The 24,417-nt window shown below is 61.8% G+C and carries 22 protein-coding genes; 13 read left to right on the forward strand and 9 right to left on the reverse strand.

The window, feature by feature from the left end; all coding sequences use genetic code 11:
- Window positions 1–72 precede the first annotated feature (72 nt).
- Window positions 73–1,020, forward strand: coding sequence for a pseudouridine-5'-phosphate glycosidase (locus P0D73_RS25730; RefSeq protein ID WP_408176798.1), 948 nt, complete (start codon window positions 73–75; stop codon window positions 1,018–1,020).
- A 118-nt stretch (window positions 1,021–1,138) separates the two neighbouring features.
- On the opposite strand, the gene P0D73_RS25735 is transcribed toward P0D73_RS25730, so the two are convergent.
- A complete protein-coding gene (locus tag P0D73_RS25735; RefSeq protein WP_132374532.1) occupies window positions 1,139–2,440 on the reverse strand; it encodes an aspartate aminotransferase family protein in 1,302 nt (433 codons plus the stop codon).
- 105 nt (window positions 2,441–2,545) lie between these two features.
- Here P0D73_RS25735 and P0D73_RS25740 point away from each other — a divergent pair, with 105 nt between their 5' ends.
- Together P0D73_RS25740 and P0D73_RS25745 are read left to right on the forward strand one after the other, a co-directional pair.
- Window positions 2,546–3,403 carry a LysR family transcriptional regulator gene (locus P0D73_RS25740; protein ID WP_408433296.1) on the forward strand — a complete coding sequence of 286 codons (858 nt, stop codon included), beginning with the start codon at window positions 2,546–2,548 and terminating at the stop codon, window positions 3,401–3,403.
- Window positions 3,404–3,709: 306 nt separating this feature from the next.
- Entirely contained in the window at window positions 3,710–4,663 is a 954-nt protein-coding gene (locus P0D73_RS25745) for a LysR family transcriptional regulator (RefSeq protein WP_408433298.1), read from the forward strand.
- Here P0D73_RS25745 and P0D73_RS25750 read toward each other — a convergent pair.
- Both P0D73_RS25750 and P0D73_RS25755 read right to left on the reverse strand, forming a co-directional pair.
- Window positions 4,660–5,604: a cupin domain-containing protein gene (locus tag P0D73_RS25750; protein ID WP_408282431.1), complete on the reverse strand. Its 945-nt coding sequence runs from the start codon at window positions 5,602–5,604 to the stop codon at window positions 4,660–4,662. The two genes, P0D73_RS25745 and P0D73_RS25750, sit on opposite strands and share 4 nt — an antisense overlap.
- A gap of 196 nt (window positions 5,605–5,800) precedes the next feature.
- Window positions 5,801–5,953: a hypothetical protein gene (locus P0D73_RS25755; protein ID WP_408433300.1), complete on the reverse strand. Its 153-nt coding sequence runs from the start codon at window positions 5,951–5,953 to the stop codon at window positions 5,801–5,803.
- Window positions 5,954–6,185: 232 nt separating this feature from the next.
- Between P0D73_RS25755 and P0D73_RS25760 the strand changes: the two genes are divergently transcribed.
- On the forward strand, window positions 6,186–7,640 hold the full coding sequence (locus tag P0D73_RS25760; RefSeq protein WP_408433369.1) for a catalase: 1,455 nt from the start codon (window positions 6,186–6,188) through the stop codon (window positions 7,638–7,640).
- Window positions 7,641–7,712: 72 nt separating this feature from the next.
- Window positions 7,713–8,327 (forward strand): ankyrin repeat domain-containing protein, encoded by a 615-nt coding sequence (locus tag P0D73_RS25765; RefSeq protein ID WP_408176805.1) that lies wholly within the window; start codon window positions 7,713–7,715, stop codon window positions 8,325–8,327.
- 104 nt (window positions 8,328–8,431) lie between these two features.
- Here P0D73_RS25765 and P0D73_RS25770 read toward each other — a convergent pair whose 3' ends face one another.
- The 4 genes from P0D73_RS25770 to P0D73_RS25785 form a co-directional block, all read right to left on the reverse strand.
- Window positions 8,432–10,696: a xanthine dehydrogenase family protein molybdopterin-binding subunit gene (locus P0D73_RS25770; protein ID WP_408433302.1), complete on the reverse strand. Its 2,265-nt coding sequence runs from the start codon at window positions 10,694–10,696 to the stop codon at window positions 8,432–8,434.
- On the reverse strand, window positions 10,693–11,145 hold the full coding sequence (locus P0D73_RS25775) for a (2Fe-2S)-binding protein (RefSeq protein WP_132374537.1): 453 nt from the start codon (window positions 11,143–11,145) through the stop codon (window positions 10,693–10,695). Before P0D73_RS25775 ends, P0D73_RS25770 begins: the two co-directional genes overlap by 4 nt.
- A gap of 71 nt (window positions 11,146–11,216) precedes the next feature.
- Window positions 11,217–11,528 (reverse strand): high-potential iron-sulfur protein, encoded by a 312-nt coding sequence (locus P0D73_RS25780; protein ID WP_408176807.1) that lies wholly within the window; start codon window positions 11,526–11,528, stop codon window positions 11,217–11,219.
- A 14-nt stretch (window positions 11,529–11,542) separates the two neighbouring features.
- Window positions 11,543–12,541: an aldo/keto reductase gene (locus tag P0D73_RS25785; RefSeq protein ID WP_408176808.1), complete on the reverse strand. Its 999-nt coding sequence runs from the start codon at window positions 12,539–12,541 to the stop codon at window positions 11,543–11,545.
- Between the two features lie 157 nt (window positions 12,542–12,698).
- On the opposite strand from P0D73_RS25785, the gene P0D73_RS25790 reads away from it, so the two are divergent.
- Window positions 12,699–13,133: a winged helix-turn-helix transcriptional regulator gene (locus P0D73_RS25790; protein ID WP_408176810.1), complete on the forward strand. Its 435-nt coding sequence runs from the start codon at window positions 12,699–12,701 to the stop codon at window positions 13,131–13,133.
- 113 nt (window positions 13,134–13,246) lie between these two features.
- Window positions 13,247–14,464: an MFS transporter gene (locus P0D73_RS25795; protein ID WP_408282439.1), complete on the forward strand. Its 1,218-nt coding sequence runs from the start codon at window positions 13,247–13,249 to the stop codon at window positions 14,462–14,464.
- Between the two features lie 158 nt (window positions 14,465–14,622).
- Here the strand turns inward: P0D73_RS25795 and P0D73_RS25800 are convergent, their stop codons facing one another.
- Window positions 14,623–15,480, reverse strand: coding sequence for an oxidoreductase (locus P0D73_RS25800; RefSeq protein ID WP_408176812.1), 858 nt, complete (start codon window positions 15,478–15,480; stop codon window positions 14,623–14,625).
- Between the two features lie 116 nt (window positions 15,481–15,596).
- On the opposite strand from P0D73_RS25800, the gene P0D73_RS25805 reads away from it, so the two are divergent.
- Window positions 15,597–16,532, forward strand: a complete 936-nt coding sequence (locus P0D73_RS25805) for a LysR family transcriptional regulator (RefSeq protein ID WP_408311685.1) — start codon at window positions 15,597–15,599, stop codon at window positions 16,530–16,532.
- A 43-nt stretch (window positions 16,533–16,575) separates the two neighbouring features.
- Here the strand turns inward: P0D73_RS25805 and P0D73_RS25810 are convergent, their stop codons facing one another.
- Window positions 16,576–16,992: a response regulator gene (locus tag P0D73_RS25810; RefSeq protein ID WP_408176815.1), complete on the reverse strand. Its 417-nt coding sequence runs from the start codon at window positions 16,990–16,992 to the stop codon at window positions 16,576–16,578.
- A gap of 131 nt (window positions 16,993–17,123) precedes the next feature.
- Here P0D73_RS25810 and P0D73_RS25815 point away from each other — a divergent pair, with 131 nt between their 5' ends.
- From P0D73_RS25815 to acs, 5 genes are all read left to right on the forward strand, one after another.
- On the forward strand, window positions 17,124–18,245 hold the full coding sequence (locus P0D73_RS25815; RefSeq protein WP_408176816.1) for an ATP-binding protein: 1,122 nt from the start codon (window positions 17,124–17,126) through the stop codon (window positions 18,243–18,245).
- 418 nt (window positions 18,246–18,663) lie between these two features.
- The gene (locus P0D73_RS25820; RefSeq protein ID WP_132374546.1) at window positions 18,664–19,536 is read left to right on the forward strand and encodes a manganese catalase family protein; all 873 of its coding nucleotides are present in this window, start codon (window positions 18,664–18,666) and stop codon (window positions 19,534–19,536) included.
- 283 nt (window positions 19,537–19,819) lie between these two features.
- Window positions 19,820–20,602: an ABC transporter substrate-binding protein gene (locus tag P0D73_RS25825; RefSeq protein ID WP_408176817.1), complete on the forward strand. Its 783-nt coding sequence runs from the start codon at window positions 19,820–19,822 to the stop codon at window positions 20,600–20,602.
- A 341-nt stretch (window positions 20,603–20,943) separates the two neighbouring features.
- Window positions 20,944–22,143: a DesA family fatty acid desaturase gene (locus tag P0D73_RS25830; RefSeq protein WP_408433304.1), complete on the forward strand. Its 1,200-nt coding sequence runs from the start codon at window positions 20,944–20,946 to the stop codon at window positions 22,141–22,143.
- Between the two features lie 276 nt (window positions 22,144–22,419).
- Window positions 22,420–24,393: an acetate--CoA ligase gene (gene acs, locus P0D73_RS25835; protein ID WP_408433371.1), complete on the forward strand. Its 1,974-nt coding sequence runs from the start codon at window positions 22,420–22,422 to the stop codon at window positions 24,391–24,393.
- Window positions 24,394–24,417 lie beyond the last annotated feature (24 nt).

Raw genomic sequence — 24,417 nt, forward strand, 5'->3', positions numbered from 1 at the left:
TGTAACGCGTGAACCGCGGACCAGCCCTGTGTTGCATACTTAAGCGAATCACACACTGCCGGAAACATCGACATGGTTGCGAACCTTGCACGCTCCTGGCTAACCTGCAGCGCACCCGTGGCCGCGGCACAGGCCGCTGGCCGCCCGCTCGTGGCGCTTGAATCGACCATCATCGCTCACGGCATGCCTTACCCGGAGAATGTCCGCACGGCACGCGAAGTGGAGGCCTCGATCCGTGACCTGGGCGCCGAGCCCGCCACGATCGCGCTGATCGATGGGCGAATCCGCATCGGCCTGTCGGACGACGAACTGGAACTGCTCGGCCGCGCGGACCACGTGCACAAAGTCAGCCGCCGCGACCTGCCGGCTGTGCTGGCCGGCGGCGGGCTCGGCGCCACGACAGTGGCCGGCACGATGATATGTGCCGCGCTGGCGGGCATCGAGGTCTTCGTCACCGGAGGCATTGGCGGCGTGCATCGGGGCGCGCCGGAAACCTTCGACATCTCGGCCGACCTGCAGGAACTGGCGAAGACCTCCGTGGCGGTGGTCTGTGCCGGTGCGAAGTCCATCCTGGACATCGGCCTCACATTGGAATACCTGGAGACGCACGGCGTGCCGGTGCTCAGTTGCGAGCAAGACAATTTTGCTGCGTTTTACACGCGGGACAGCGGCTTCCGCTCGGACTTCCGACTGGACGACCCGGCGCAGCAGGCACGCTTCATCCGCACCAAGTGGGACTTGGGCCTCGTGGGCGGCGTGATATTGAGCACGCCGGTGCCGGAAGCGGCAGCGATGAGGTTCGAAGAGATCGACGCGCTGACCCAGCAGGCGCTCGCCGAGGCCGCGGCGCAAGGAATCACCGGTAAGGCCGTGACACCGTTCCTGCTGGCTCGCATCAAGGCGCTGACGGGCGGGCGCAGTCTGGCGACAAACATCGCGCTCGTGAAACACAATGCCGAGGTGGGGGCAAGGCTGGCGCTGGCGTTGGCACACGCAGGGCGCGGGGCGGACGCGGCGTAGCCGCCTGAGCGTCTCGGCCATCGAACTTCCGCATCCGGCGAGCAACGGACCTGGGTCGTGGCCTCAACGCGCATCACTGAACGGGCCGCCCGTCGCTTATCGCCGAATGCCGAGGCAGCTACAGCGAACGCTCGATCGCCTGCCCGAGCAGTGCCAGGCCCAGGTCGATCTCATCCTCGTGGACGGTCAACGGAGGGGCGATCCGGAAGACACCGCCCATACCCGGCAACTGCACGATGTTCATGCTGAGCCCCAGGTTCATGCATTCGCGCGTGATCTTTGCGCCAAGCCCATCCGCCGGCTCCTTCGTGCGGCGGTCCTTGACGATCTCCATACCCAGAAGCAGCCCCCGGCCGCGAATGTCGCCGATGCACTCGAAGCGTTCCATCAGATCCAGCAGGCCGCGTTTGAGTCGCTCGCCCATCAGGTTCGCACGCGCGACCAGCCCCTCGCGCTCGACCACATCCAGCACCCGCAGACCGACGGCGGCGGGGAGGGGATCGGATACATGAGTCGTATAGAACAGGTAGCCCAATTCGTGGGCCCGCTCCTCTATCTGTGCGGAAGTTACGACGGCCGCGAGCGGCAGACCGGCGCCTAGCGTTTTCGACAGAGTAAGAATGTCGGGCGTGACGCCGTCGCGCTGGCACGCGAACATCGTGCCCGTGCGGCCGACCCCGGTTTGCGCTTCATCGAGAATCAGCAGCATGCCGCGCTCCTCGCATTTGCGCTTCAACGCGGCCATGTAGCCTTCCGGCAGTTCGATGATGCCGCCGGAACTGAGGATCGGCTCTGCAATGAAGGCGGCGAGATTGCCACTGGACTGACGATCGATGAGATCGAACGCATAGTCCAATTCCGCCAGGTAATCGTACTCACCGTGGCGCTCGAAACGCGGCCGGTACAGGAAGGGGGCAGGGATCGCAAAGGAGCCGACTGCTGCCGGACCGACGCCTTTGCGACCGGCGCTGTAGGTGGCGGAGGCTGCCGCCCCCGTCATGCCATGCCAGGACTGCGCAAAACCGACGATTTCATATTTGCCGGTGACCAGCTTCGCCATGCGAATCGCGGCCTCGTTCGATTCCGCGCCCGTGCTGAGCAACAGTGCCCGGTCGAGTCCGTCAGGCGTGATGTCGGCGAGGCGGGTCGCAAGATCGACCACCGGCCGCGAAAGCATCCCGCTGAAAAGATGGTCGAGCTTGCCGGCGTATTCGTTGATGACCGCGACGATTTCCGGATGGCTGTGCCCAAGCACCGCGCTCATCTGCCCGGAGGTGAAATCCAGAATCGCGCGGCCGTCCGCGTCATAGACGAAGCTGCCCTGGGCGCGCTCGATGATCATCGGCTCGAAGGTGCCGCCATAGCGGATCAGGTGCTGCCTGGCGTTGCGCCAGAAAACTGCATCATTGTTCAGGGACACCTTGCTTCTCCTTGGCGGGTAGCGGGAATAACTTGCAGTCTAGATGGCTCTCTGGTTTCATAGAATCGAATAGTTCTTATCGAAGCTAGAAGCGGACCTAATACCTTGAGTCTTTCACTTGAAATCGATCTGCTGCGATCGTTTACTGTCGTCGCCGAAGTTCGGGCGCTCAGCTGGGCGGCGAGCCGGATCGGCCGAACCCAGTCGGCGCTGAGTCAGCAGATGAAGCGCCTCGAAGAAATCGTCGACCAGCCGTTGTTCCAGCGCACGGGTCGTGGGGTGGTGCTGACCAATCCCGGCGAACGTCTGTTGATCCACGCCCAACGCATTCTGCGACTGCACGACGAGGCGATGGCCGATCTGTCCGGCAAAGGGCTGTCGGGGACGATCCGCTTCGGCTGCCCGGACGATTACGCCGCTGTTTTTCTGCCGCATTTACTGCGTCAGTTCTCGAGCCAGCATCCGCATGCGCTGGTCGAAGTGATCTGCGCTCCCACGCCGCGATTGCTCGAACAACTGGAGATGCATGCGCTGGACCTTGCCATGATCTCGTTGCCGGAAGACGCCTCGAACGACGACATCATTCGCCGCGAGCCGCTGGTCTGGGTTGGCTATCCGGGACTCGACTCCGCACACTTCGACCCGTTGCCGCTGGCGCTTTCCGATCCGGACACGCTCGACCACGTGGCGGCCTGCGAAGCGCTGCGACGTGCCGGCAGGGCCTACCGCATCGCCTATGCGAGCAGCAGTCTTGCCGGCCTCACGGCCCTGGTCCGCTCGGGGCAGGCCGTTGCCGTCCTCACACAGACTGCCGTCGCCCCGGATCTCTACATACTCAATGGCGATCCTGCACTTCCGCCTTTGCCGACCATAGGCATTACGCTGAAGTTCGAGCGAGAGCGGCCGGCTCATCTGGTCACGGTATTCGCGGAGCACATCAGACTGACGCTGCCGTTGCTGTGATCGAACGGGTTCAACGAGGTCGACGATCGTCGACTCGCAGTTGCTACGCTCTCGCAGTTGGCAAGCAGGGCGGCACTGGCTTTCGACGACGATCCGCGAAAAATCACGCCCCTGGCGTCGGAACGATCGGCGCCCGCGACCGCCGTAGCGCTCATGGTTTCATGCGCTCCTGCCAGTACACTACCGGTCTAAGCAAAATCCGGCTTGTCCGGTCCGCGCACATGCGCCGAAGTCTCGCGGGCAGAGCGTTGCGCGGGTCCGGTTTTGAAGTTCCCTGTAGAACGCTCGATTCGCCTCAGACATGCCATGGATTATTTTGCCGCGGTACGCGCCTTCGTTTGCGCAGCGGAACTGCAGAGCTTCAGCAAGACGGCCCATGAAATGGCAGTCAAGACCTCGACCATCTCGCGCTACGTGAGCGAACTGGAAAAGGATCTGGGCATTGCCCTGTTCAACCGGTCGACGCGGGGGCTCGTCCTGACCGAAGGCGGCAGACTATTTCGTGAGCACGCCATGCTTGCCCTGCAGGCACTCGATGACGCGCGCCAGGTGACGTCGTCATTGAACCGCACACCGCAAGGCGTGCTGCGCGTCACGATGCCGCCGGCATTTGGGCGCCGGCATATCGTGCCGCATCTGCCGGCGTTCATGACGCGCTACCCTGACATCGGCCTCGATATCGTGTCGACCGACGAAACGCTCAATATGATCGAAGGCGGCATCGACGTGGCGATCCGTATCGGCGTGCTGCCCGATTCGTCATTGATGGCCAAACGCATGGCGCCGCATCGCCGTATCGTCTGCGGCAGCCCGGCGTATTTCGAGCGGAGCGGGATGCCTCGCGTCCCTGAAGATCTGGCCACGCACGATGTGCTTCGCTTGTCCCTGCTGCCGGACGACAAATGGTCGTTCACACGCATCGCGGATGCACAGGCATCGCCCGAGCAGGTGCTGGTGGCATTGCGAGGGCGCCTGCGCGCGGACGACTCCGAAGCCGTGCTGGAACTCGCCGTGGCCGGCTGCGGGCTTGCTCTCCTGCCGACGTGGCTCGCCTCTACGGCCCTACGCGACGGGCGCCTGCAGCACGCGCTGCCTGAATGGGAAGCGCGCACGGGGCGCGCCGAACCAGCGGTCTGGGCAGTCTACCCGCCAAAGAAAATCGTATCGTCGAAGGTGCGCGCGTTCGTGGACTTCTACGCCGAGGCGATTGGCGAGCCGCCGTACTGGGACGACGGACTCGCACCGGCGCTTCGGGCTTAACGGGCGAAGCGAATGTCGAGCGTGCGCAGCCAGGTCTGCAAGCCGGCATCCTGGATCGGAATCACATAAGCGTTCTCGTCCGTTTCATTGAAGTGCGCATGCCAGTATCCCGGCGGCGTCACGAACGCCATCCCGGCTTCCCAATCGACGCGGGTGGGATGCGCGATATTGCCGCTCTCATCCAGTTCGGTGCCGACCAGCGTATACACGCCCGGCTTGCCCCCGGCGATGAAGTCGAGTGCAATCGACTGATGGCGGTGCGGCTTTTGCATCGAGTTGGGCGGCACGATGCCGAACATGGCCCACAACACATGCGTGACCGTTCGCGTCTGCGGAAAGTTGGCGTTGCCCATCAGCACGCTGATGCGGTTGCGGCGGCCCGCATTGGCTTCTTCTGAAACCCTGCGCAATTCCGCCTGCGCCTGAGCGGCCGGATAGAGCGTCGGCGCAAAGCGCGCCGTGACGCCGGTCGTGCCGAGATAGGTGAGCAGCGGCGCGTCGTTGACGTAATAGAGCGTGGCCGTCGTGCCGGCGGATAGCACAGCGGCATCGCCGCCGGGCAAGGTGAAGAAATCGCCCTGTGCGAACGGGAAGTGTGTGTCGGCCTGCGTCACGCTGCCGGTCCCGCTGATGACGTAGCAAACCTGCGAGGTCGCGTTCGGGGCGAGCGTCAATGCGTCCCCCGCGTTGATGCGCAGAAAATTGGCGCTCAGGCCGGGACCGGTCGCGGGGCTAGGGCAACCCAACTCCGCGGAGAGGTCGAGCGGCACGATCCGGGTCACTCCGTCCGCGTATAGCGAAGGCGGGAAATTGCGGAAGGGCACCCGCGAGATGAGCTTCGCGCCGATCGGATTGGCGGACGACGTGTATTCGAAGTATTGCGCATCGAGGGTCGCGTCGGCGGGTTCGGCGAGAGGCGCCAGAGACGTACGGGTCAACATGGTCTGCTCCTTTGGATTGGGAAAACTTCGTGCGGATCCATCACGAAGTTGGATTGGCGTCCGAAAGCTGAGCTGACTATAGGCGCGGGTAGCTGGCCTCAGAAGTACCGGATGTCGAAATCACCTTTGCGCAAATGGGCACGCCGCTCATTCATTGCCGTTATTCCGCGCAATGATAAGGTTTAGTTAAGGTGGTTTATAAAATAATTGAATGCGGATCAGATATTCCAGATAAAAACATATTGCTCATAAGGGTATGTGCTGAAAGACTAAATTCAATTGTAATGGCTCTCATTACAGATAAAGCACGCAGCGACTGACCACCTGCAATCGTTCTGTTTTGAGGCACTGCGCGCATCTCCTCCTCGCGTCCCGCCATTGTTATCTTTGAAAGTAATTCGGCCTCTATTGAGATGATAGGAAAAAGAGATTGGCTAATCTAATAGCTGAGCAATAGGATTCCTCCGGCTTCTAACTGAACCCAGGAATACAACGTGAAAATACTGAAGACACAGATTGCGGCAAGCATTTTCTCAATCATCTCGGCAGTCTCGATCGCTCAACCGGCGCATGCCGCGGATATGACCCGGGATAGCGGGTCGCCGGTCGGCGACAACCAGAATTCGCAGACGGCGGGCCCTGAAGGTCCGGTTCTTTTGCAGGACTCTCATCTCATCGAGAAACTGCAACGCTTCGATCGCGAGCGCATACCCGAGCGCGTCGTTCATGCGCGCGGCACAGGTCTCTTCGGCGAGTTCGTGCCGACTACGGACCTCAGTTCGCTGACCACTGCCCAGGTGTTCACGCCGGGAACGAAGACTCCGGTCTTCGTTCGATTCTCGACGGTGATGGGCTATCGCGGGTCGCCCGAGCAGGCACGAGATCCGCGCGGTTTCGCTATCAAGTTCTACACGCAGCAAGGCAACTGGGACATGGTCGGCATCAACTGGCCGATCTTCTTCATTCGCGACGCCATCAAGTTTCCTGACTTCGTGCATGCGAACAAACCGTCGGCGGTGACGGGTGTGCAGGATCCGAATCTGGCGTTCGACTTTTTTGCTCACTCGCCCGAAGCGACGAACATGCTGACGCATCTCTACACGGACGAGGGCATGCCGGATTCGTATCGTCACATGGACGGTTTCGGTGTGCACGCATTCAAGTTCGTGAACGCGAAAGGGGAAGTTCACTACGTGAAGTTCCACTGGAAAAGCCGTCAGGGCGTCGAAGGCATTCGTCCCCAGGATATCCCGCATTCGATCGGCGCCGACTGGAACATGATGACCAACGACCTGTACAACTCGGTCAAGGCGCATTCCTATCCACAATGGGATCTTTATATCCAGGTGCTCTCGCCGAAGGATCTGGACAAGTTCGATTTCGATCCGCTCGATGACACGAAAGTGTGGCCGTCCTCCATCCCGGAGCAGAAGGTGGGCACGATGACGCTCAACCGCATTCCGGATAACTACTTCGAGTCCACGGAAGAATCGGCATTCGCGCCTTCACGGCTCGTGCCGGGCATCGAGCCGTCCGAAGACCGGATGTTGCAGGGCCGCCTGTTCGCCTATGCCGACACGCAGATGTATCGCCTCGGCCCGAACTACAACCAGTTGCCGATCAACCGTCCGATCGTCCCGGTCTACAACAACAACCAGGACGGCTTGATGAATGAGGATGGTCGAAAGGGCGAAGTGAACTACGAGCCATCCGGAGTCGCTGAAATCGCACAGCAGGACAAGTACAAGTCCGTGCAGACGCCGCTGAAGGGGACAACCCAGCAGAGAGCGATTCACAAGACGCTCGACTTCCGTCAAGCCGGCGAGTACTACCGGACGCTGTCCGCGACCGACAAGACAGATCTGATTACGGCGCTGTCGGGCGACCTTGGCCGCGTGACCAACGACGCGAACAAGTACGCGATGCTCTCGTACTTCTATAAGGCTGATGCCGACTACGGCACCCGCCTCGCGCAGGCGACCCATGCGGATGTCACCCGAGTGAAGGATGCGGCAGCACACCTGAGCGATAACTGAAGCTTGCGCGGGAGGCCTGCGCAAGCAGGCTTCCCGAATGATTAGGCAGGCTTTCTCACGGAGGACGTAGTAATGCAATGCTCTTTCACCGCCCGGCGCCTTGCTCGGACCGTGGCGGCCGCCGCCCTGGCCGCACTGTTGACGGCCAGTTGTGCGCAACACGTGTATCAGCCGGGAACGTATTCGGCCGCGACGGACACGCCGCGTTACACCGAAGACTGGTTTGCCGCGGCGCGCGCGGGACGCACGGATATTGTTCAGGCGTTGATCGATGCCCATTTCCCGCTCGAGACGACGACGCCCGAGGGCTATACCGCGCTGATCCTTAGCGCGTATGACAATCATCCGGAGACATTGAAGGCTTTACTTTCCGCAGGCGCCAACGCCTGCGCCGCCGACCGGCATGGCAACACGGCGCTGATGGGCGCGCTCTTCAAAGGCGAGACGAATATTGCAATGACGCTGCTCGACACGCATTGCGCCATCGATCAAACCAACAACGCGGGGGAAACGGCATTGTCGTTCGCCGCGTTATTCGGCCGGCTCGATATGATTGCGGTGCTTGTCGCGCACGGCGCCGACGCGAATCATGTCGATGCGCGCGGCGGGACCGCGTTGCAAATGGCGATCGCACAACACAACCCGGCCGCGGAAGATGCATTGCGGCACGCCGGCGCGACACAGTGAGACGTGGCCGATGGAACGTCTCTTATGCCGTGTCGCCCGTCGGTAAATCAAGTGATCGCGAGACTCGCACAAGCTGCTGCTTCCGGCACTCAACCATTCGCCGATCACGTCCGCTTCAATAGCGCGGTATCCACCGGCAACGCCCGGATTCGCTTGCCCGTCGCATTGAAGATCGCGTTGCAGATCGCAGCCGATGTCGGCGGCACGCCCGGTTCGCCCACACCGCCGGGCGGAGCGGCGCTCGGCACGATGTACACGTGCGTGTCCGGCACGGAGTCGATACGGGCGACCCGATAGTCCGTGAAGTTCGACTGATCGGCGGCCCCGCTGCTGAAGGTCAGTTCGCTGTACAGCGTGTTGCCGAGCGCCATCACCACCGCGCCTTCGAACTGCGCGATCACACGATCGGGATTGACGATGCGTCCGCAGTCGACCGCCAGATCGACACGCGTTACACGCACCGAGCCATCGTCGGCAACCTGCACTTGCGCGACCGCCGCGACGTACGTCAGAAAGCTGCGATGAACGGCGATGCCGCGTCCATGGCGGGCGGGCAACGCGGCGGACCAGTTCGAACGCACCGCCGCCGCGCGGACCACGGCGGCATAGCGCGCGGTATCGATCGGATACTCGTCGATCGACGCGCCGTAGTTCGGATAGTCGACTCCCAGCGCATGCAGATCGACATGGCGCGGACTGCCCAGCAGCGCGAGCAGATGCCGCACCGGGTCCTGGCGCGCGGCAGCGGCGAGTTCGTCGGCGAATGAGCCCAGCGCGAAGCCGTGCGGAATGTTGTACACCGAGCGATACCAGCCGATGCGTGTATGCGCCGGCGCCGCGCCGTTTTCGCATTGCACATTGGCGACTTCATAAGGCATGTCGGTCACGCCCTGACCGAGTTCGCCCGCCGAGCCGTACACCACGTTCGGCGTGAACGTCGAACCGATCGACGGAAACACGCTGCGATGCAACCACGCAATCGTCGCGCCCTGGGCGTCGAGTCCGCCTTCCATGTGCTGCGCGCACACGGCGTGGAAATAGTCGTTACGTATGTCGTCTTCGCGTGTCCACGTCAGCTTGACGGGCGCGCCGGCTTCACGCGCCAGGAATGCGGCCTCGGCCACATAGTCCGGCTTCGACTTGCGGCCGAAGCCACCGCCGAGCAACGTGACATTGATCGTCACGGCCTGCTCCTGCACGCCGAGCATCTGTGCGACGGTGGTACGCGCCTGCTGCGGGTTTTGCGTCGCGGTCCAGACCTCGACCGCGCCGTTCGCAAACGATGCCGTCGCGGCCAGCGGCTCCATCGCCGCGTGCGCGAGGTGCGGCACGTAATAGTCGGCCGATACGTGTTGCGTGGCGTTCTTCAGCGCGCCCGATGTATCGCCGTTGTTGCGCACCACCTTCCCAGGCTGTTGCGCAGCGTCTTCAAGCGTCTTGCGATACGCGTGGCTATCGTACGTGCCGTTCGGCCCGAGGTCCCATTCGAGCTTCAGTTGCCGGCGTCCTTGCAGTGCGGCCCACGTGCTGGTCGCAATTACCGCGACGCCGCCCAGCGGCCGGAAGCCGGCGGGCAGCGGGGCGGCTGGAATACGCACCACGCGCAGCACGCCGGGCACCTTCAGCGCCTGACTCGAGTCGACGCTCTTGAGCGTTGCGCCATAAACGGGGGCACGTTCGACCGATGCGTACTTCATCCCCGGCAATACGACATCGATGCCGTACGTCGCCCGGCCATGAACGATGTCGTCGAGATCGACGATTGGCAGCGACTTGCCGATATAGCGCCACGTGTCCTCGCTTTTCAGGCGCAGCGTGGCGACGCCGGGCACCGGCTGACGTGCCGCGGCGACCGCCAACGCACCGTATGAAAGCCGCCGTCCGCTCGCCGCATGCACGACATGGCCGGGTTCAGTCCGACAGCTCGCCAGGCTCACGCGCCACTGCGCAGCGGCGGCTGCCACCAGCATCTGCCGCGCGGCGCCGCCTGCTTCACGCAGTGGCTGGAAGAACTGGCGAATGCTGCGCGAGCCATCGGTATTCTGGTCGCCGTACTTCGCATCGCCTCGCGCCTGCACGACTTCGACGGTGTTCCAGTCCGCATCGAGTTCGTCGGCGAGGATCATGGCGAGGCTGGTGCGGATGCCGGTGCCCATCTCGGAGCGATGCACGACCAGCACGATTTCGCCGGACGGCGCGACCGACACATAGACGTTCGGCGCAAATACGGTTTTGGCGCCGCTCGCCGAAGCGAGCGGGCTCGCTGCAAACGCCATGCGCGCGCCGCCGACATGCAGGCCCAGCACCATCCCGCCCGCCAACGTACCCTTCAGCGCCCGGCGCCGGCTCAGATTGACGATTTCACTCATGACGCCTGCTCCGCTGCTGCCTTGATGGCAATCTTGATGCGTTGATAGGTGCCGCAGCGGCAGACATTGCCGGACATCGCTTCGACGATCTGCTCGTCGCTCGGCTTCGGCGTCTGTTTCAGCAGCGACGCTGCCTGCATCATCTGGCCAGGCTGGCAGTAGCCGCACTGCGGCACATTGGCGGCTTTCCACGCTCGCTGCACGGGATGCTCGCCGCCTTTGCCCAAGCCTTCTATCGTCGTCACGGGCTTGCCCTGGACATCTGCCAGCGAGGTCACGCACGAACGCACCGCCACGCCATCCAGATGCACGGTGCATGCGCCGCATGCGCCCACGCCGCAGCCGAACTTGGTGCCATGCAATCCCAACAGGTCCCGCACCGCCCATAGCAGCGGCATATTCGCGTCGGCGTCGAGGTTGTGACGCACGCCATTCACAATCAGTTCCATCCGTCCACTCCTTGTTGTCGACGCACGCACCTGTCGACGCTGCATGGCATCGCCTTACCGGCGCGCACCGTTCATGTTCTTGCCTGATAGGCGTTGCACCATCCCGCGCCGTTCACCTGCTTCGGGCCGAATAGCGCACACAGCGCGCTGGCGTCGGCTGGCTTGCCCTGGAAGAACTGGCAGTTCGAGCAGCGCTGGTTGTCGCTGTAATGGGGGTATTTCGAGCGATCGACGTGAGTGGCGTCGGTCTTGTACCCGAGCGCCTGCGCAGCGGGATCGCTCTCCTGAAGTTGCGCGGGCGCGGCCCAGACAGCGCGTCCGGTGATCGCGAGCGCTGCGGCACCGATTGAACGGAGCATGAAGGTGCGTCGATGAGTTCGCATGATCGATGGCTCCTTCACGCAACGAGTACGCGTTCCGGCGGCGCCATGAATTCCGGCCCCACGGGATCCTTGACGAACTGCGCGAGAATCGCGTCGATCTGCGCGAACGCCTTCTCGTCGAGATGCCAGCCGAACACATCGTCGATCCCGTCCAGTTGCGCAGGACGGCGTGCACCCCACAGCGCGATCGTCGGACCGCGGTCGAGCACCCAGCGCACGGCCAGCGCGAGCACCGACTTGTCGAAGTTATCGCGCGCGAACACGTTCAGTGCTTTCACCGCCGCGACATACTGCTCGCGACGCGGCTCGCGAAACTTCGGATCGCGCTGGCGCAGATCGTCGCCCTCGAAACGCGTCTCGACGCCGATGCGCCCCGCCAGCAGTCCGCGGCACAATGCCCCATAGGCCAGCGCGACGAGCCCATGCTGTTTCGCATACGGCAGCACGTCACGCTCGATATCGCGCTCGAACAGGTTGTACGGCGGCTGCGTGGCCGACAGCGGCGCCACACGGCGGAACGCATCCATTTGCGCCGGCGAGAAGTTGCTCACGCCCAGCGCGCGCACCTTGCCTTCCTTGCGCAGAGCGTCGAGCACCGCGGCGGTCTCTTCGATCGGCACCAGCGGATCGGGCCAGTGGACCTGATACAGGTCGATGTAATCTGTCCGCAAGCGCCGAAGCGTATCCTCTACTTCCTGACGAATGCGCTCTGGCGACGAATTGCGAAACACTGCGCCGTCGTGCCATTCCAATGCGACCTTGGTCGCGATGACCGCCTTGTGCCGATACCCGTCGGCCAGCGCCTTGCCGACAATCTCCTCCGAAGCGCCGAAGCCATACACCGGTGCCGTGTCGATCAGATTGACACCGCTGTCGAGCGCCCGGCGGATCACCGCGATCGAGTCTTTCTCGTCGGTGCCGCCCCACATCCATCCGCCGATCGCCCAGGTGCCAAGGCCGATGCGTGAGACGGGGGTCGTTAAACCTTCAATTGCGATTGTTTCAATAGTCATGTGAAGCTCTTTAATCAAAGCACTGCGTAAAGCACCGCATACGGGTCGAATGCAATCTGACTAACGGCGACGTGCCCATCGAACGGGCAGGCGAGCCGATTATTTCAGCGGCATCCGGCGATCACAAGAAGGCACCTGACGGTTTCATACTTTCCCCATGGAAACTAATTGCTACGACGGCGCTTGCGCGCACGACAACCCGCAAAAAAAAACCGATGACCTCGCGCGCAACATCATCGAGCAGATCGCGGACAAGTGGACGATCCTCGTCATCGACGCGCTCGGCACGCACGGCGAGATGCGCTTTTCGCGGCTGCGCGAAGTGGTGGAGGGCGTGAGCCAGAAAATGCTCACCAAGACATTGCGGCAGCTGGAGCGTGACGGCCTCGTTACGCGCTACGTGCATCCGGTGATTCCGCCGCGAGTCGACTATCAGCTGACGCCATTGGGACGCAGCCTGCTCGACAAGATCTGCGGGATATGGGATTGGGTCGAAGCCCACATGAGTGAAATGGAATTGGCGCGCCGCGAGTTCGACCACGGCGAAAAGCGGAGCGATCATCTACGTCCGCGTGATGTGCCCATCGCTTAGCGTAGTCGTAGCAAGAGGAGCTCGACGCTCAGCATGAGCGTCGAGCTGTCAGCAAGGTCGTGAGAAATTGCCCATAATTGCGCGCACTGTTCGAGCAACCGTTGGGACGTTTCATGAAAGCCGCTTCTGCCGCACCGCAATCCCCGATCGCATTTCTGGCTGTCGCGTTGGCGTTCGCGATCAACATGATGGGCACTACGCTACCAACGGCGATCTATCGGTACTACGAGCTGCAATATGGTTTTACCCCGACCATCATCACGGTAATCTATGCGTCGTATGCAATCGGGGTGCTGGGTGCGCTGCTGCTGGTCGGCAACTGGTCCGATCAGCTAGGCCGTCGTCGCATGCTGCTGGCGGGACTGTGTGCGTCGGCCGCGTCGGCGCTGACATTTCTGCTCAGCGACGGGCTGGCGCTTCTGATGCTCGGCCGCCTGCTGTCGGGTATCTCCGCCGGCATCTTCACAGGAACCGCCACCGTCGCCGTGATCGAACTCGCGCCGCCTGCGTGGCGCAGCAAAGCGATGCTCGCGGCTACCGCCTCCAATATGCTGGGGCTGGGTTGCGGCCCGTTGCTAAGCGGCATCGTCGTCGAACTGTTTCCCTTGCCGATGCGCTTGCCTTATGCGGCGCATCTCGTGCTGGTCGGTGTTGCCGCACTGATCGTCCTTGGCGTGCCGGAGACCGCTGCGATTCCTTCGCGCGTGAAGCTCGGCGTCCAGAAAATTTCGCTTCCCGCCGAAGTACGCCCTGCGTTTATTCCTGCCGCGCTGGCAGGCTTTGCAGGCTTCGTCGTGGTGGGCTTCTTTGCGGCGGTCGCCCCTCAACTGATTCGCGGTGTACTCGGCTTTCACAGCGGCATCGTGACCGGCGCGATCGTGTTCCTGCTGTTCGCGTGCTCCGCCCTCGGGCAGATCGTGCAGACGTTCATTACTGCCCGATGGAGGCAAGCGGCCGGCTGCGTGGGACTCGTCGTGGGGCTGATGTGTGTCGGCCTGTGCGTGCCGGCGCAATCGCTCGGCGCGCTTTTGCTCGGCACGGCCCTGGCAGGCATCGGGCAGGGCATCAGCTTCCGCGCCGGGTTGGGCGAGATCGCGGCGGCGGCGCCTGCGCAACGGCGAGCGGAAGTCACGTCCAGCTTTTTCGTCGTGCTTTATGTGGCGATCTCGCTACCTGTGATCGGCCTTGGTATCGCCGTGCAGATGTCCGACATTCAACGCGCGACGCTGCTCTTCGTCGGCTTGACGATAGTCCTCGTGCTTATCGCGTTGCTCCTGCTGATGCGTAAGCAAGCGGATACGGAGCAAGATGCCAGAGCGATCGGTGATTGATAGGCCATTCGCTCCGCTCATCGAGACGAGCTCTGCCTACGGCGATTATTTTGTCGATCTCACCGGTGACGGCTTCGATTGCTCAATTCGCCCGGCTTGTCTTCCGGACGGAATTGCTGGCCGTCACCCGGCGCTCGTCTATCTGATCGCGTCAATTATCAATCGTTGAAGTCAGTCGATGCCGACAGGGCCTTCCAGGTTTCGGTTTCCTGCGCGACATAGGCATTCTTGTCAGCGATGGCCTTCAGCGTATCGGTGCCAAGCGGCAGACGCAGCGGAGGCGTTTGCGCATCGACCAGTTCGATCATCGCCGCTGCGAGCTTGGCGGGATTCCCCGGTTGGTTGTGGTTCAGGTTGGCAGCGATCCGACGCACGTTGCCCGATGTCGCGTCATAGTCCGCAATGACCTCGCGTGCGACGACGAGCGATGACGTGTCGAGGAAGTCAGTCCGGAAATAACCTGGCTCGACGACCGTCGCGTGAATGCCGAGCGGCTTCAGTTCGGCGTGCAATGCTTCGGTCAAGCCTTCGACCGCGAACTTCGTCGAACTGTACGCGCCGAATCCCGCCGCGGCCCGATAGCCGCCGATCGACGACATATTGATGACGTGACCGGCGCGCTGCGAGCGCATCGCCGGCAGAACGGCGCGCGTGACGGTCAGCAGCCCGAACACGTTGGTGTCGTACATGCGGCGCACGTCCGCGTCGGTGGACTCCTCGATGGCGCCGAGCAAACCGAATCCCGCGTTGTTGATCAGAACGTCGATACGGCCGAATTTTTCGAGCGCGGCTTGAACGGCGGCTTTCGCCTGCGCTTCGTCCGTGACGTCCAGCGCCACGGGCAGCAATGCCGGCGAGTCGCCGAGGCGCTCGACGATCGCCGCAACATTGCGGCCGGCGGCGACCACCGCATTGCCGTCAGCCAGGGCCGCCTCGGCGATCAGCGCGCCCAGGCCGCGCGACGCGCCCGTGATGAACCAGACACGCTTGAAGCCGTTCTTCGTGAGTTCAACCATGATGCTTCTCCTACGTTTGGGGTGGGTGTGAACGGATCATAGGAGTATTGATTCGCACGAACTAGGCGTAGATTGCTAGACTGATAATCAACTTTTATTTGCTAATGGGGGTGGCGGTGAACGAAGTTCGTGCGATCACCATATTCGTCCGGGCGGCGGAACTCGGAAGCCTGCGCAAGGCGGCCGTGGATCAGGGCATTTCGCCGCAGGCCGCGAGCCACGCGGTGATGCAACTGGAGAAGGAGCTGGGCGTGCGGCTCTTCCATCGAACCACGCGCAAGCTGAGTTTGACCGAGGAGGGGCAGGGCCTGCTCGACAGCGTGAAGCCTGCTTTGGCCGTCCTCTCGTCCGCACTCGACGACGCGCGCCGATCGAAAGCCGAGATTGCGGGCCCGCTGCGGGTGAGCGCGCCAAGGGCGATAGGGCATCTGGTGCTGTGGCCTTACTTTCTGGAATTCGCTGAATTGCATCCGAACGTGCAGCTCGATGTGCAACTCGACGACCACTTCACCGACCTGATCAACGATCGCGCCGATGTGGGGTTTCGCGGCGGGTCTCCGCCGTCGGGTGGCACCATCGCGCGGCGGCTTTTGCCGATCCAGTTGATCGTCTGCGCGTCGCCCGCCTATATCGAGCGCCATGGCGCGCCGCGCACTATCGACGAACTCGACGCTCACCGCTGCACGGGATACCGGCGCGCGAACACGGGCAAGCAGGCCCCGTGGGAATTCCTGATCGGGGATGAAATCGTCTACCGCGACGTTGCCACCGCCCTATGCGTCAATGACACCGACGCCGAGACGGCGGCCGTGATCGCCGGACTCGGCATTGGTCAACTCGGCAGCTTTTCAGCCATCGCGCCGATCAGGAGCGGCCAACTGGTTCCGTTGCTGGTTCAGCATGTCACCCAGCGCGAGGCGGTCTATATCTACTATCGTCATCGAACCGAGCAGCCGCTGCGGGTGAGGACATTTATCGACTTCATGGTCGCGCGCCTGGCGGGGAACAGGAGTTTTTATTTCGAGCCGTCCGAACTTCGTGCGGCCCGTTGAATCTGCGAGGTTGCCGGCGTGCGCATGCTCCGAGAACGGATGGTCAACAACGGCTCTGAAGCTGGGCGATGTCCGGGTCGCGGGTACGTGAGCGGAAAGCAATCGCGGAAAGAATGACCGGAAGCTGGGCCGGTTTGGCGAAATGGTGATCGAAACCGGACCTGAGCGATACGGCCCTCTCGGTCTGCGACGACAACCCGGACACCGCGACAAGCAATGGTATGGGCTTGCCCCTGAGACCCCTGATTTTCCTGGCCACCTCTCGACCGTCGAGTCGAGGCATCTGGACGTCAAGAATAACCACTGCGGGAAACCACCGGCAGTACTCGGATAACGCATCGGCTCCGTCTCGTGTGGCTCGAATCTCGTAGCCGTGAAGCTCGAAATACTGGACGTATGCGGCGAGCAGAGCAGGGTCGTCGTCTGCAATGAGTAAATGGTGAGAGCGGACAGGCTTCATCGCCGTTTCTCCGGATCGTGTAGCGGACGAACGCAATTGGCGGACCCGGACCGATCGCACGGCGGATTTCCGCGTAACATGGACGTGGCATCACCGCGCAGTTCAAGGTTTTGCCACTATTCGAGGCGCACATGCGATTGGCTGACTTCATCCTGCGGAACATGGAAGCGATCCTGGCGCAATGGGAGGCGTTCGCCGGCACCCTGTTGCCAGCCGCGGGGAATATGCAATCCCCGGCTTTACGCGACCACGCGCAACAGATTCTCGAGGCAGTGGCGAAGGATCTGTCGACCGCCCAGACGAAGGAAGCACAACTTGAAAAATCACAGGGGCGCGCGCCCCGAATGATCGATGCCCCGGAGACGGCGGCACAAACACATGCCATTCTTCGAGCACGAAGCGGTTTCGACATCCGGCAACTGACGGCCGAATACCGCGCTCTGCGCGCCAGCGTCCTGCGGCTATGGATGGACCAATGCCCGCGCGAGGAACTGGTCATGGACGACGTCATCCGCTTCAACGAAGCAATCGATCAGGCGCTCGCCGAATCGGTCAGCTTTTTCAGCGCGCAAGTGGAGCAGGCTCGCAACCTGTTGCTTGGAATGCTCGGGCACGACATGCGCAGCCCGCTTCAGACCATCCAGATGACAGCGTCGTATCTCGCCGCGTTGAATGCCGGGGAGAGGGTGGCGAGTGCTGCGAGCCGCCTGATCCGAAGCGGCTCGCGCATGCAGGCTCTGCTGGACGATCTGTGTGATTTCAACCGGACGAAGCTCGGTCTGGGTATTAACATCGTTCCGACCCACATTGATCTCGCGACCGTCTTTCGCGACGAACTGGACCAGCTTCGCACAATACATCCTGATCGCCAGTTCGATCTGGAGATGCGGGGCAAATCCGAGGGCGATTGGGACGGCAAACGTCTGCAACAATTGCTCGGCAATCTCGTTCTGAACGCAGTCAAGTACGGCGCGCCGAATACACCGGTGCATGTCATTGTGACCGGTGAGGCGGAGGATGTTCGTATCGTTGTCGCAAATAGCGGAACTTCAATTGAGCCGCTAGCCATGGAACAGATTTTTGAGCCTCTGAGGCGCGGCGTGGGTCCTGAGGAAGGCTACGAGGAGGACAGCCACCTCGGTCTCGGACTGTATATCGTGCGCGAAATTGCGAAGGCTCACGGGGGCGAGATCGAAGTGCATTCCGGACAAGGCGAAACTGCGTTCGCCGTACGACTGCCGCGCACCAGGTAGCAATTCACTGTGCCGTTACCCAAATGCCTGGCGGCGAGCACGTAAATAACTCTTCTGTACTTGCGGGCGTGCCTGTCAATTGAACTCACGAGGCGTCGGCGCCACCTCGCTGATTTTTCCGCAGAGCCATGGTGCTAGCCCCGCATGGCCAGTTGAGCAACGGTATTTGCACGATGGGCACAGCGCATGCTGAACAACGATCGGCAATGCGTTGCCATGCACGGCATTTCCGCCGTGCATCCGCCAGAGCGTCCGCTCTGAGAGCCGGACGCCCACCGTTGGGTGCGGGCAGCCATTCGGTTGCACCGCTGTCCGGGTTGATCCATGGTCGCATGCGACTCTGGACAGGTACAGGGACATAACAGGTCCACGTCTGCACCCGTACGGAGTTGCTTCGGCCAGTTACCGGAGAAACCTCATGTTCATCCATAACAAACGCCTCCAGTACACCGTGCGCGTCGCCGCGCCGAATCCGGGTCTTGCGAATCTGCTGCTGGAGCAATTCGGTGGGCCGCAGGGCGAACTCGGTGCCGCCTGCCGGTACTTCACCCAGGCAGTCGGCGAAGATGATCCTGGCCGTAAGGATCTGTTGTTCGATATCGCAACCGAAGAGCTGAGCCATCTGGAAATCGTTGGCTCGATCGTCGCGATGCTGAACAAAAGTGCCAAGGGCCAACTGGCCGAAGCCGTGGAAGCGGAGGCGGAGCTCTATCGTTCGATGACGGGGGGAGGAAACGACTCCCACACGACGGCGCTGCTGTACGGCGGCGGCCCGGCCCTGACCAATTCGGCCGGCGTGCCCTGGTGCGCCTCCTATGTCGACACGATCGGCGATCCGACGGCCGATCTGCGCTCGAACATCGCGGCAGAAGCTCGCGCGAAGATCGTCTATGAACGCCTGATCAATGTCACCGACGATCCGGGCATCAAGGAAACACTCGGCTTTCTGATGACACGAGAAATCGCCCACCAGAAATCGTTCGAGAAGGCGTTGCATTCGATCCAGCCAAACTTTCCGCAGGGCAAGCTCCCTGGCGTGCCGCAATACACGAGTGTGTACTACAACATGTCGCGAGGCGACGATGCGCCGCGTGGGCCATGGAACGAAGGCCCGGATTGGGAGTTCGTCGAGTCTCCGGAGCCGGCCGTGGATGGCGGTGACGGCATGGCCACCGTCAACGTATCGCAACGCGACGTGAAGGTGTTGCAGGCCATGGCATCGAGAACGGCGTCGGATGTGGCTTCGGATCCGACGACAGGTGCGGACCTCGGCGCGGGTCAGACTGTCTGACGTTGTCGGCGAAGGCGCAGCCGTCCTGACGGCTGCGCCTTCCATTCCGTGGGCCTTGCCTCAGTCCGACGCCCGCTCATCTCGTCATGGAATGAAAAGGCGCGTCAGGAACTCGGCCGCCGGCCGGTGGCGTGTTGACATGCACCGCACGCATGAGTTGATTTTTTTAATGAATTGGTCAGACCGGACAAATTACGGTCGAATGGCGGGCGCTGCGCGCCGGACGTGGCTCCGACAACGGGGCCCGCCGCTCATTCGTTTAAAAAATCATGAAAGGAGAAACATGAAATACCTGCTTGCAAGCCTGACCATTGCGCTGCTGGCCATATCTTCCGGCAACGCGATCGCGAAGGAATGGTCGACCGTGCGGTTCGGTGTCGACGCGAGCTATCCGCCGTTCGAATCGAAATCCGCCGATGGCAAGCTCGTCGGCTTCGACATCGACCTGGGCAATGAGATCTGCCGCCGTCTGAACGCAAAATGCGTGTGGGTCGAAAACGCGTTCGACGGGATGATTCCGGCGCTGAAGGGGCGCAAGTTCGACGGCGTGCTGTCGACAATGTCGATGACGCCGGCGCGTCAGGCGCAGATCGCGTTTTCGTCGAAGGTGTTCCGTATCCCGACACGCCTCGTTGCGAAGAAGGGCTCGGCGATCACGCCGACGCCGGAAACGCTGAAGGGCAAGCGAATTGGCGTCGAGCAGGGCTCGATCCAGGAAACTTATGCGAAGACGTACTGGGAGCCGGTCGGCGCGGTGATCGTCTCTTACCAGGATCAGGATCTGGTTTACTCCGACCTGATCGCTGACCGCATCGACGCATCGCTGCAGAACGCCGTGCAGGCTGACGTCGGTTTCCTGCGCACGGCGCGAGGCAAGGATTTTGCGTTTGCCGGGAATGCGCTTTACGATGCGAAGACGCTCGGAAGCGGCACTGCTATCGGTTTGCGCAAGGAAGACACCAACCTGAAGGCGAAGATCGACAAAGCGATCGCCGACACACGCGCGGACGGCACATACGACAGGATCGCGAAAAAATATTTCGACTTTGACGTCTATGGCCAGTGAACGCGGCCACAACGCGTGGACGCGGCGGATGAGCGCGTTCAATGTCCGCTTAGGGACAATGTCACCCTAGTTCGCGCAAAGCTCTCATCTGGCCGGGTGCTGCGATCCCGGACATTTCGCTCCGGGTGCGCGGCAACCTTCGGCGAAGAACCTCCACTTCTACCGCCACGCTGTCCCCACTTAAGCGCGCACCTGTCACGAAGTGTTGTCAACCGGTGCGGCACCGTACCGACGCCTCCTACGAATTCCGGCATGCTGAAGGTCTTGCACGCTGCGCGATACGACTGATCGGCAGCGAAACGTTCGGATCGGCGCTACGTTGCTGTAGAAAGAAGGCCAACTTGTTCAGTACTTCGCTCGCATTCCTCTCGGACGGCCTGCTTGCCCTTTCCGGGTGGCAGATCCTGCTGGCTACGCTGATATCGACGCACGTCACGATTGTCAGTGTGACGGTCTACCTGCACCGGTGCCAGGCTCACCGCGCACTCGACCTACATCCTCTCGTCAGCCATTTTTTCCGGTTCTGGCTGTGGATGACGACCGGCATGGTGACAGGCAAGTGGGCTGCGGTGCACCGCAAGCACCACGCGAAGTGCGAGACACAAGAAGATCCTCACAGCCCACAAATCAAGGGCATCTGGAAAGTACTGCTCGGAGGTGCCGAACTCTATCGCACTGAAGTGAATAACGAGGAAACACTGCGCAGGTTCGGCCACAGCACGCCGGTCGACTGGATTGAGCGGAACGTCTATGCGAAGTATCCGAACCTCGGCATCAGCCTGCTGATCGTAATCGATGTCGCGTTGTTTGGAATCGTTGGTGTGTCGGTGTGGGCCATTCAGATGATTTGGATTCCTTTCTGGGCTGGCGGCGTGGTCAACGGTCTGGGGCATTTCTGGGGTTACCGCAACTTCGGCACTCCTGATGCGAGCACGAACGTGATTCCCATCGGCGTGCTGATCGGCGGCGAAGAACTGCACAACAATCACCACGCCTATGCGACATCCGCAAAGTTGTCGAACCGATGGTACGAGTTCGACATCGGTTGGATGTACATTTGCGTCCTTTCCGCGCTTGGGCTGGCCACGGTCAGGAAAGTGGCGCTGCGGCCGCATCTGGTCAAAGGTAAAGCGGAGATCGACGACGACACGCTGCAAGCTGTCCTTCGAAACCGTTTCGAGGTGATGGCAAGCTATGCCCGAACGGCTGAGCGTGCCTTCCGGCAGGAACTGGTGCATGTGAAATACACGAGCCGCCGCGAGAAAGCCCTGCTTATGCGTGGCGTCAGACACTGGTTTCGCGACGACGGGCAGGCAGGGCAAGCCAAGGCGTGTCAACCGGTGCCCAAAGGGCTATACGACCACGCCCCGACGCTTCGTGTCTACGTCGAATTGCGCGAGGATCTGTCGGCAATCTGGACGCGCTCGAATCTCTCTCGTGAACAGCTACTCTGCCAGTTGCAGGACTGGTGCCATCGTGCGGAACAAAGTCGCATCGACGCCCTGAGGCAATTTTCGCTACGTCTTCGTCTTTACGGTTGATACCTGGGTTTAGATCGATCGCGGCCTGGCCGGCGATCTCCGTAGCGAAGCGGATTTCCCAGACTGGTACGCCACCGTACCGACTTCTGGTCACTGCGCGTGCACCGTCATTGCAAGGTCCTGGCGTCGCGCAGCCACCGGAAACGAAGCAATCTCTCGTGTCACGATCTCCCTCACCGATTTCTATTGCCATGCCCGGTCATTGCGCCACGGCGGCGCGACGGCTTGCCGGAAAGCATTTTTCAAGCACGCGCAAAAGCGTGCGAGGAACACATGATGTCAACTACCGATTCGACTCTGGAGGAGCCACAGGCATTCCTCCCACACCCCAGTGTCGCGGCTTACGCCGAGATATCCGGCATGGATGCCTATCGCGCGCTGGTTGCCGAGGCGGAGCGCGATTACACCGGATTCTGGGCCCGTCTCGCACGCGAAACGCTGCAATGGAAAACGCCGTTTTCCTCGATTCTTGATGAATCCCGCGCGCCGTTCTATGAATGGTTTAAAGACGGGACCCTGAATGCCTCGTACAACTGCCTCGACCGCCATGTCGAAGCGGGTAACGGGGACCATGTCGCCGTGATTTTTGAAGCCGACGACGGTACTGTCACGCATGTCACCTATCGCGCGTTGCTCGAACGGGTGAGCCGCTTTGCCAACGCGCTGCGAACCCGCGGTGTGAAAAAAGGCGACCGCGTGGTGATCTATATGCCGATGTCGATCGAAGGCATCGTGGCCATGCAGGCCTGCGCCCGGATCGGCGCGACGCATTCAGTCGTGTTCGGCGGCTTTTCGTCGAAGTCGCTCAATGAACGGATTGTCAATGTGGGGGCGATTGCGCTCGTCACTTGCGATGAGCAGATGCGCGGCGGCAAGGCGTTGCCTCTGAAGAACATTGCAGATGAAGCCCTCGCGATGGGCGGCTGCGACGCGGTGAAGAGCGTGATCGTCTATCGGCGCACGGGCGGCAAGGTCGCGTGGCACGAAGGGCGCGACCTGTGGATGCATGATCTCACGCAAGCCGAGGCAGACGTTTGCGAGCCGGAATGGGTGGGCGCGGAGCATCCGCTCTTCATCCTTTATACCTCCGGTTCGACCGGCGTGCCGAAGGGCGTGCAGCACTCTACGGGTGGCTTCCTGATGTGGGCCGCGCAGACCATGAAGTGGACTTTCGACGCAAAGCGTAGCGACGTGTTCTGGTGCACCGCCGACATTGGCTGGATCACCGGTCATAGCTATATTGCGTATGGTCCGATGGCAATCGGCGCAACCCAGGTCGTGTTCGAGGGCGTGCCGACGTGGCCGAACGCCGGCCGCTTCTGGGAGATGATCGCGAAACACCGGGTGACCGTGTTTTACACCGCACCGACCGCCATCCGCTCGCTGATCAAGCTGGCCGATTCCGATCCGAAGGTTCATCCGGACCGCTTCGACCTGTCGACGCTGCGTCTGCTCGGCACGGTCGGCGAGCCGATCAACCCGGCTGCGTGGACATGGTTCTATGAGCACGTCGGTCACGGCCATTGCCCCGTTATCGACACCTGGTGGCAAACCGAAACGGGTGGTCACATGATCGCGCCGATGCCGGGCGCCACGCCGCTCGTGCCGGGCTCATGCACGCTGCCGTTGCCGGGCATCATGGCCGCGGTGGTCGATGAGACCGGGCGCGATGTGCCGAACGGGCAGGGCGGCATCCTTGTCGTCAAACGTCCATGGCCTTCGATGCTGCGCAACGTATGGGGCGATCCGGACCGCTACACGAAGAGCTACTTTCCCGAAGAACTCGGCGGCAAGCTGTATCTCGCGGGTGACGGGGCGGTCCGTGACGAAGACACGGGCTACTTCACGATTACCGGTCGGATCGACGACGTGCTCAACGTATCGGGCCACCGGCTCGGCACCATGGAGATCGAATCGGCATTGGTCGCCAATCCGCTGGTTGCGGAGGCCGCTGTTGTCGGGCGCGCTGACGAGACTACCGGCGAAGTCGTCGTCGCGTTCGTGGTGTTGAAGGGCGAGCGGCCAACCGGTGACGTGGCGATCAGAATCGCGAATGAGTTGCGCAACTGGGTCGGCAAGGAGATCGGGCCGATTGCAAAGCCCAAGGAAATCCGCTTCGGCGAGAATCTGCCGAAAACCCGTTCAGGGAAGATCATGCGCCGTTTGCTGCGTTCGCTTGCGGCCGGCGAAGAAATCACCCAGGACATATCTACACTGGAAAATCCGGCGATTCTCGATCAACTCGGGTGATTCGTCGCGCAGGCCGCGGGATCG

It is taken from the genome of Paraburkholderia sp. RL18-101-BIB-B (genome assembly GCF_046026985.1).
In the GTDB taxonomy this organism is placed as follows: domain Bacteria; phylum Pseudomonadota; class Gammaproteobacteria; order Burkholderiales; family Burkholderiaceae; genus Paraburkholderia.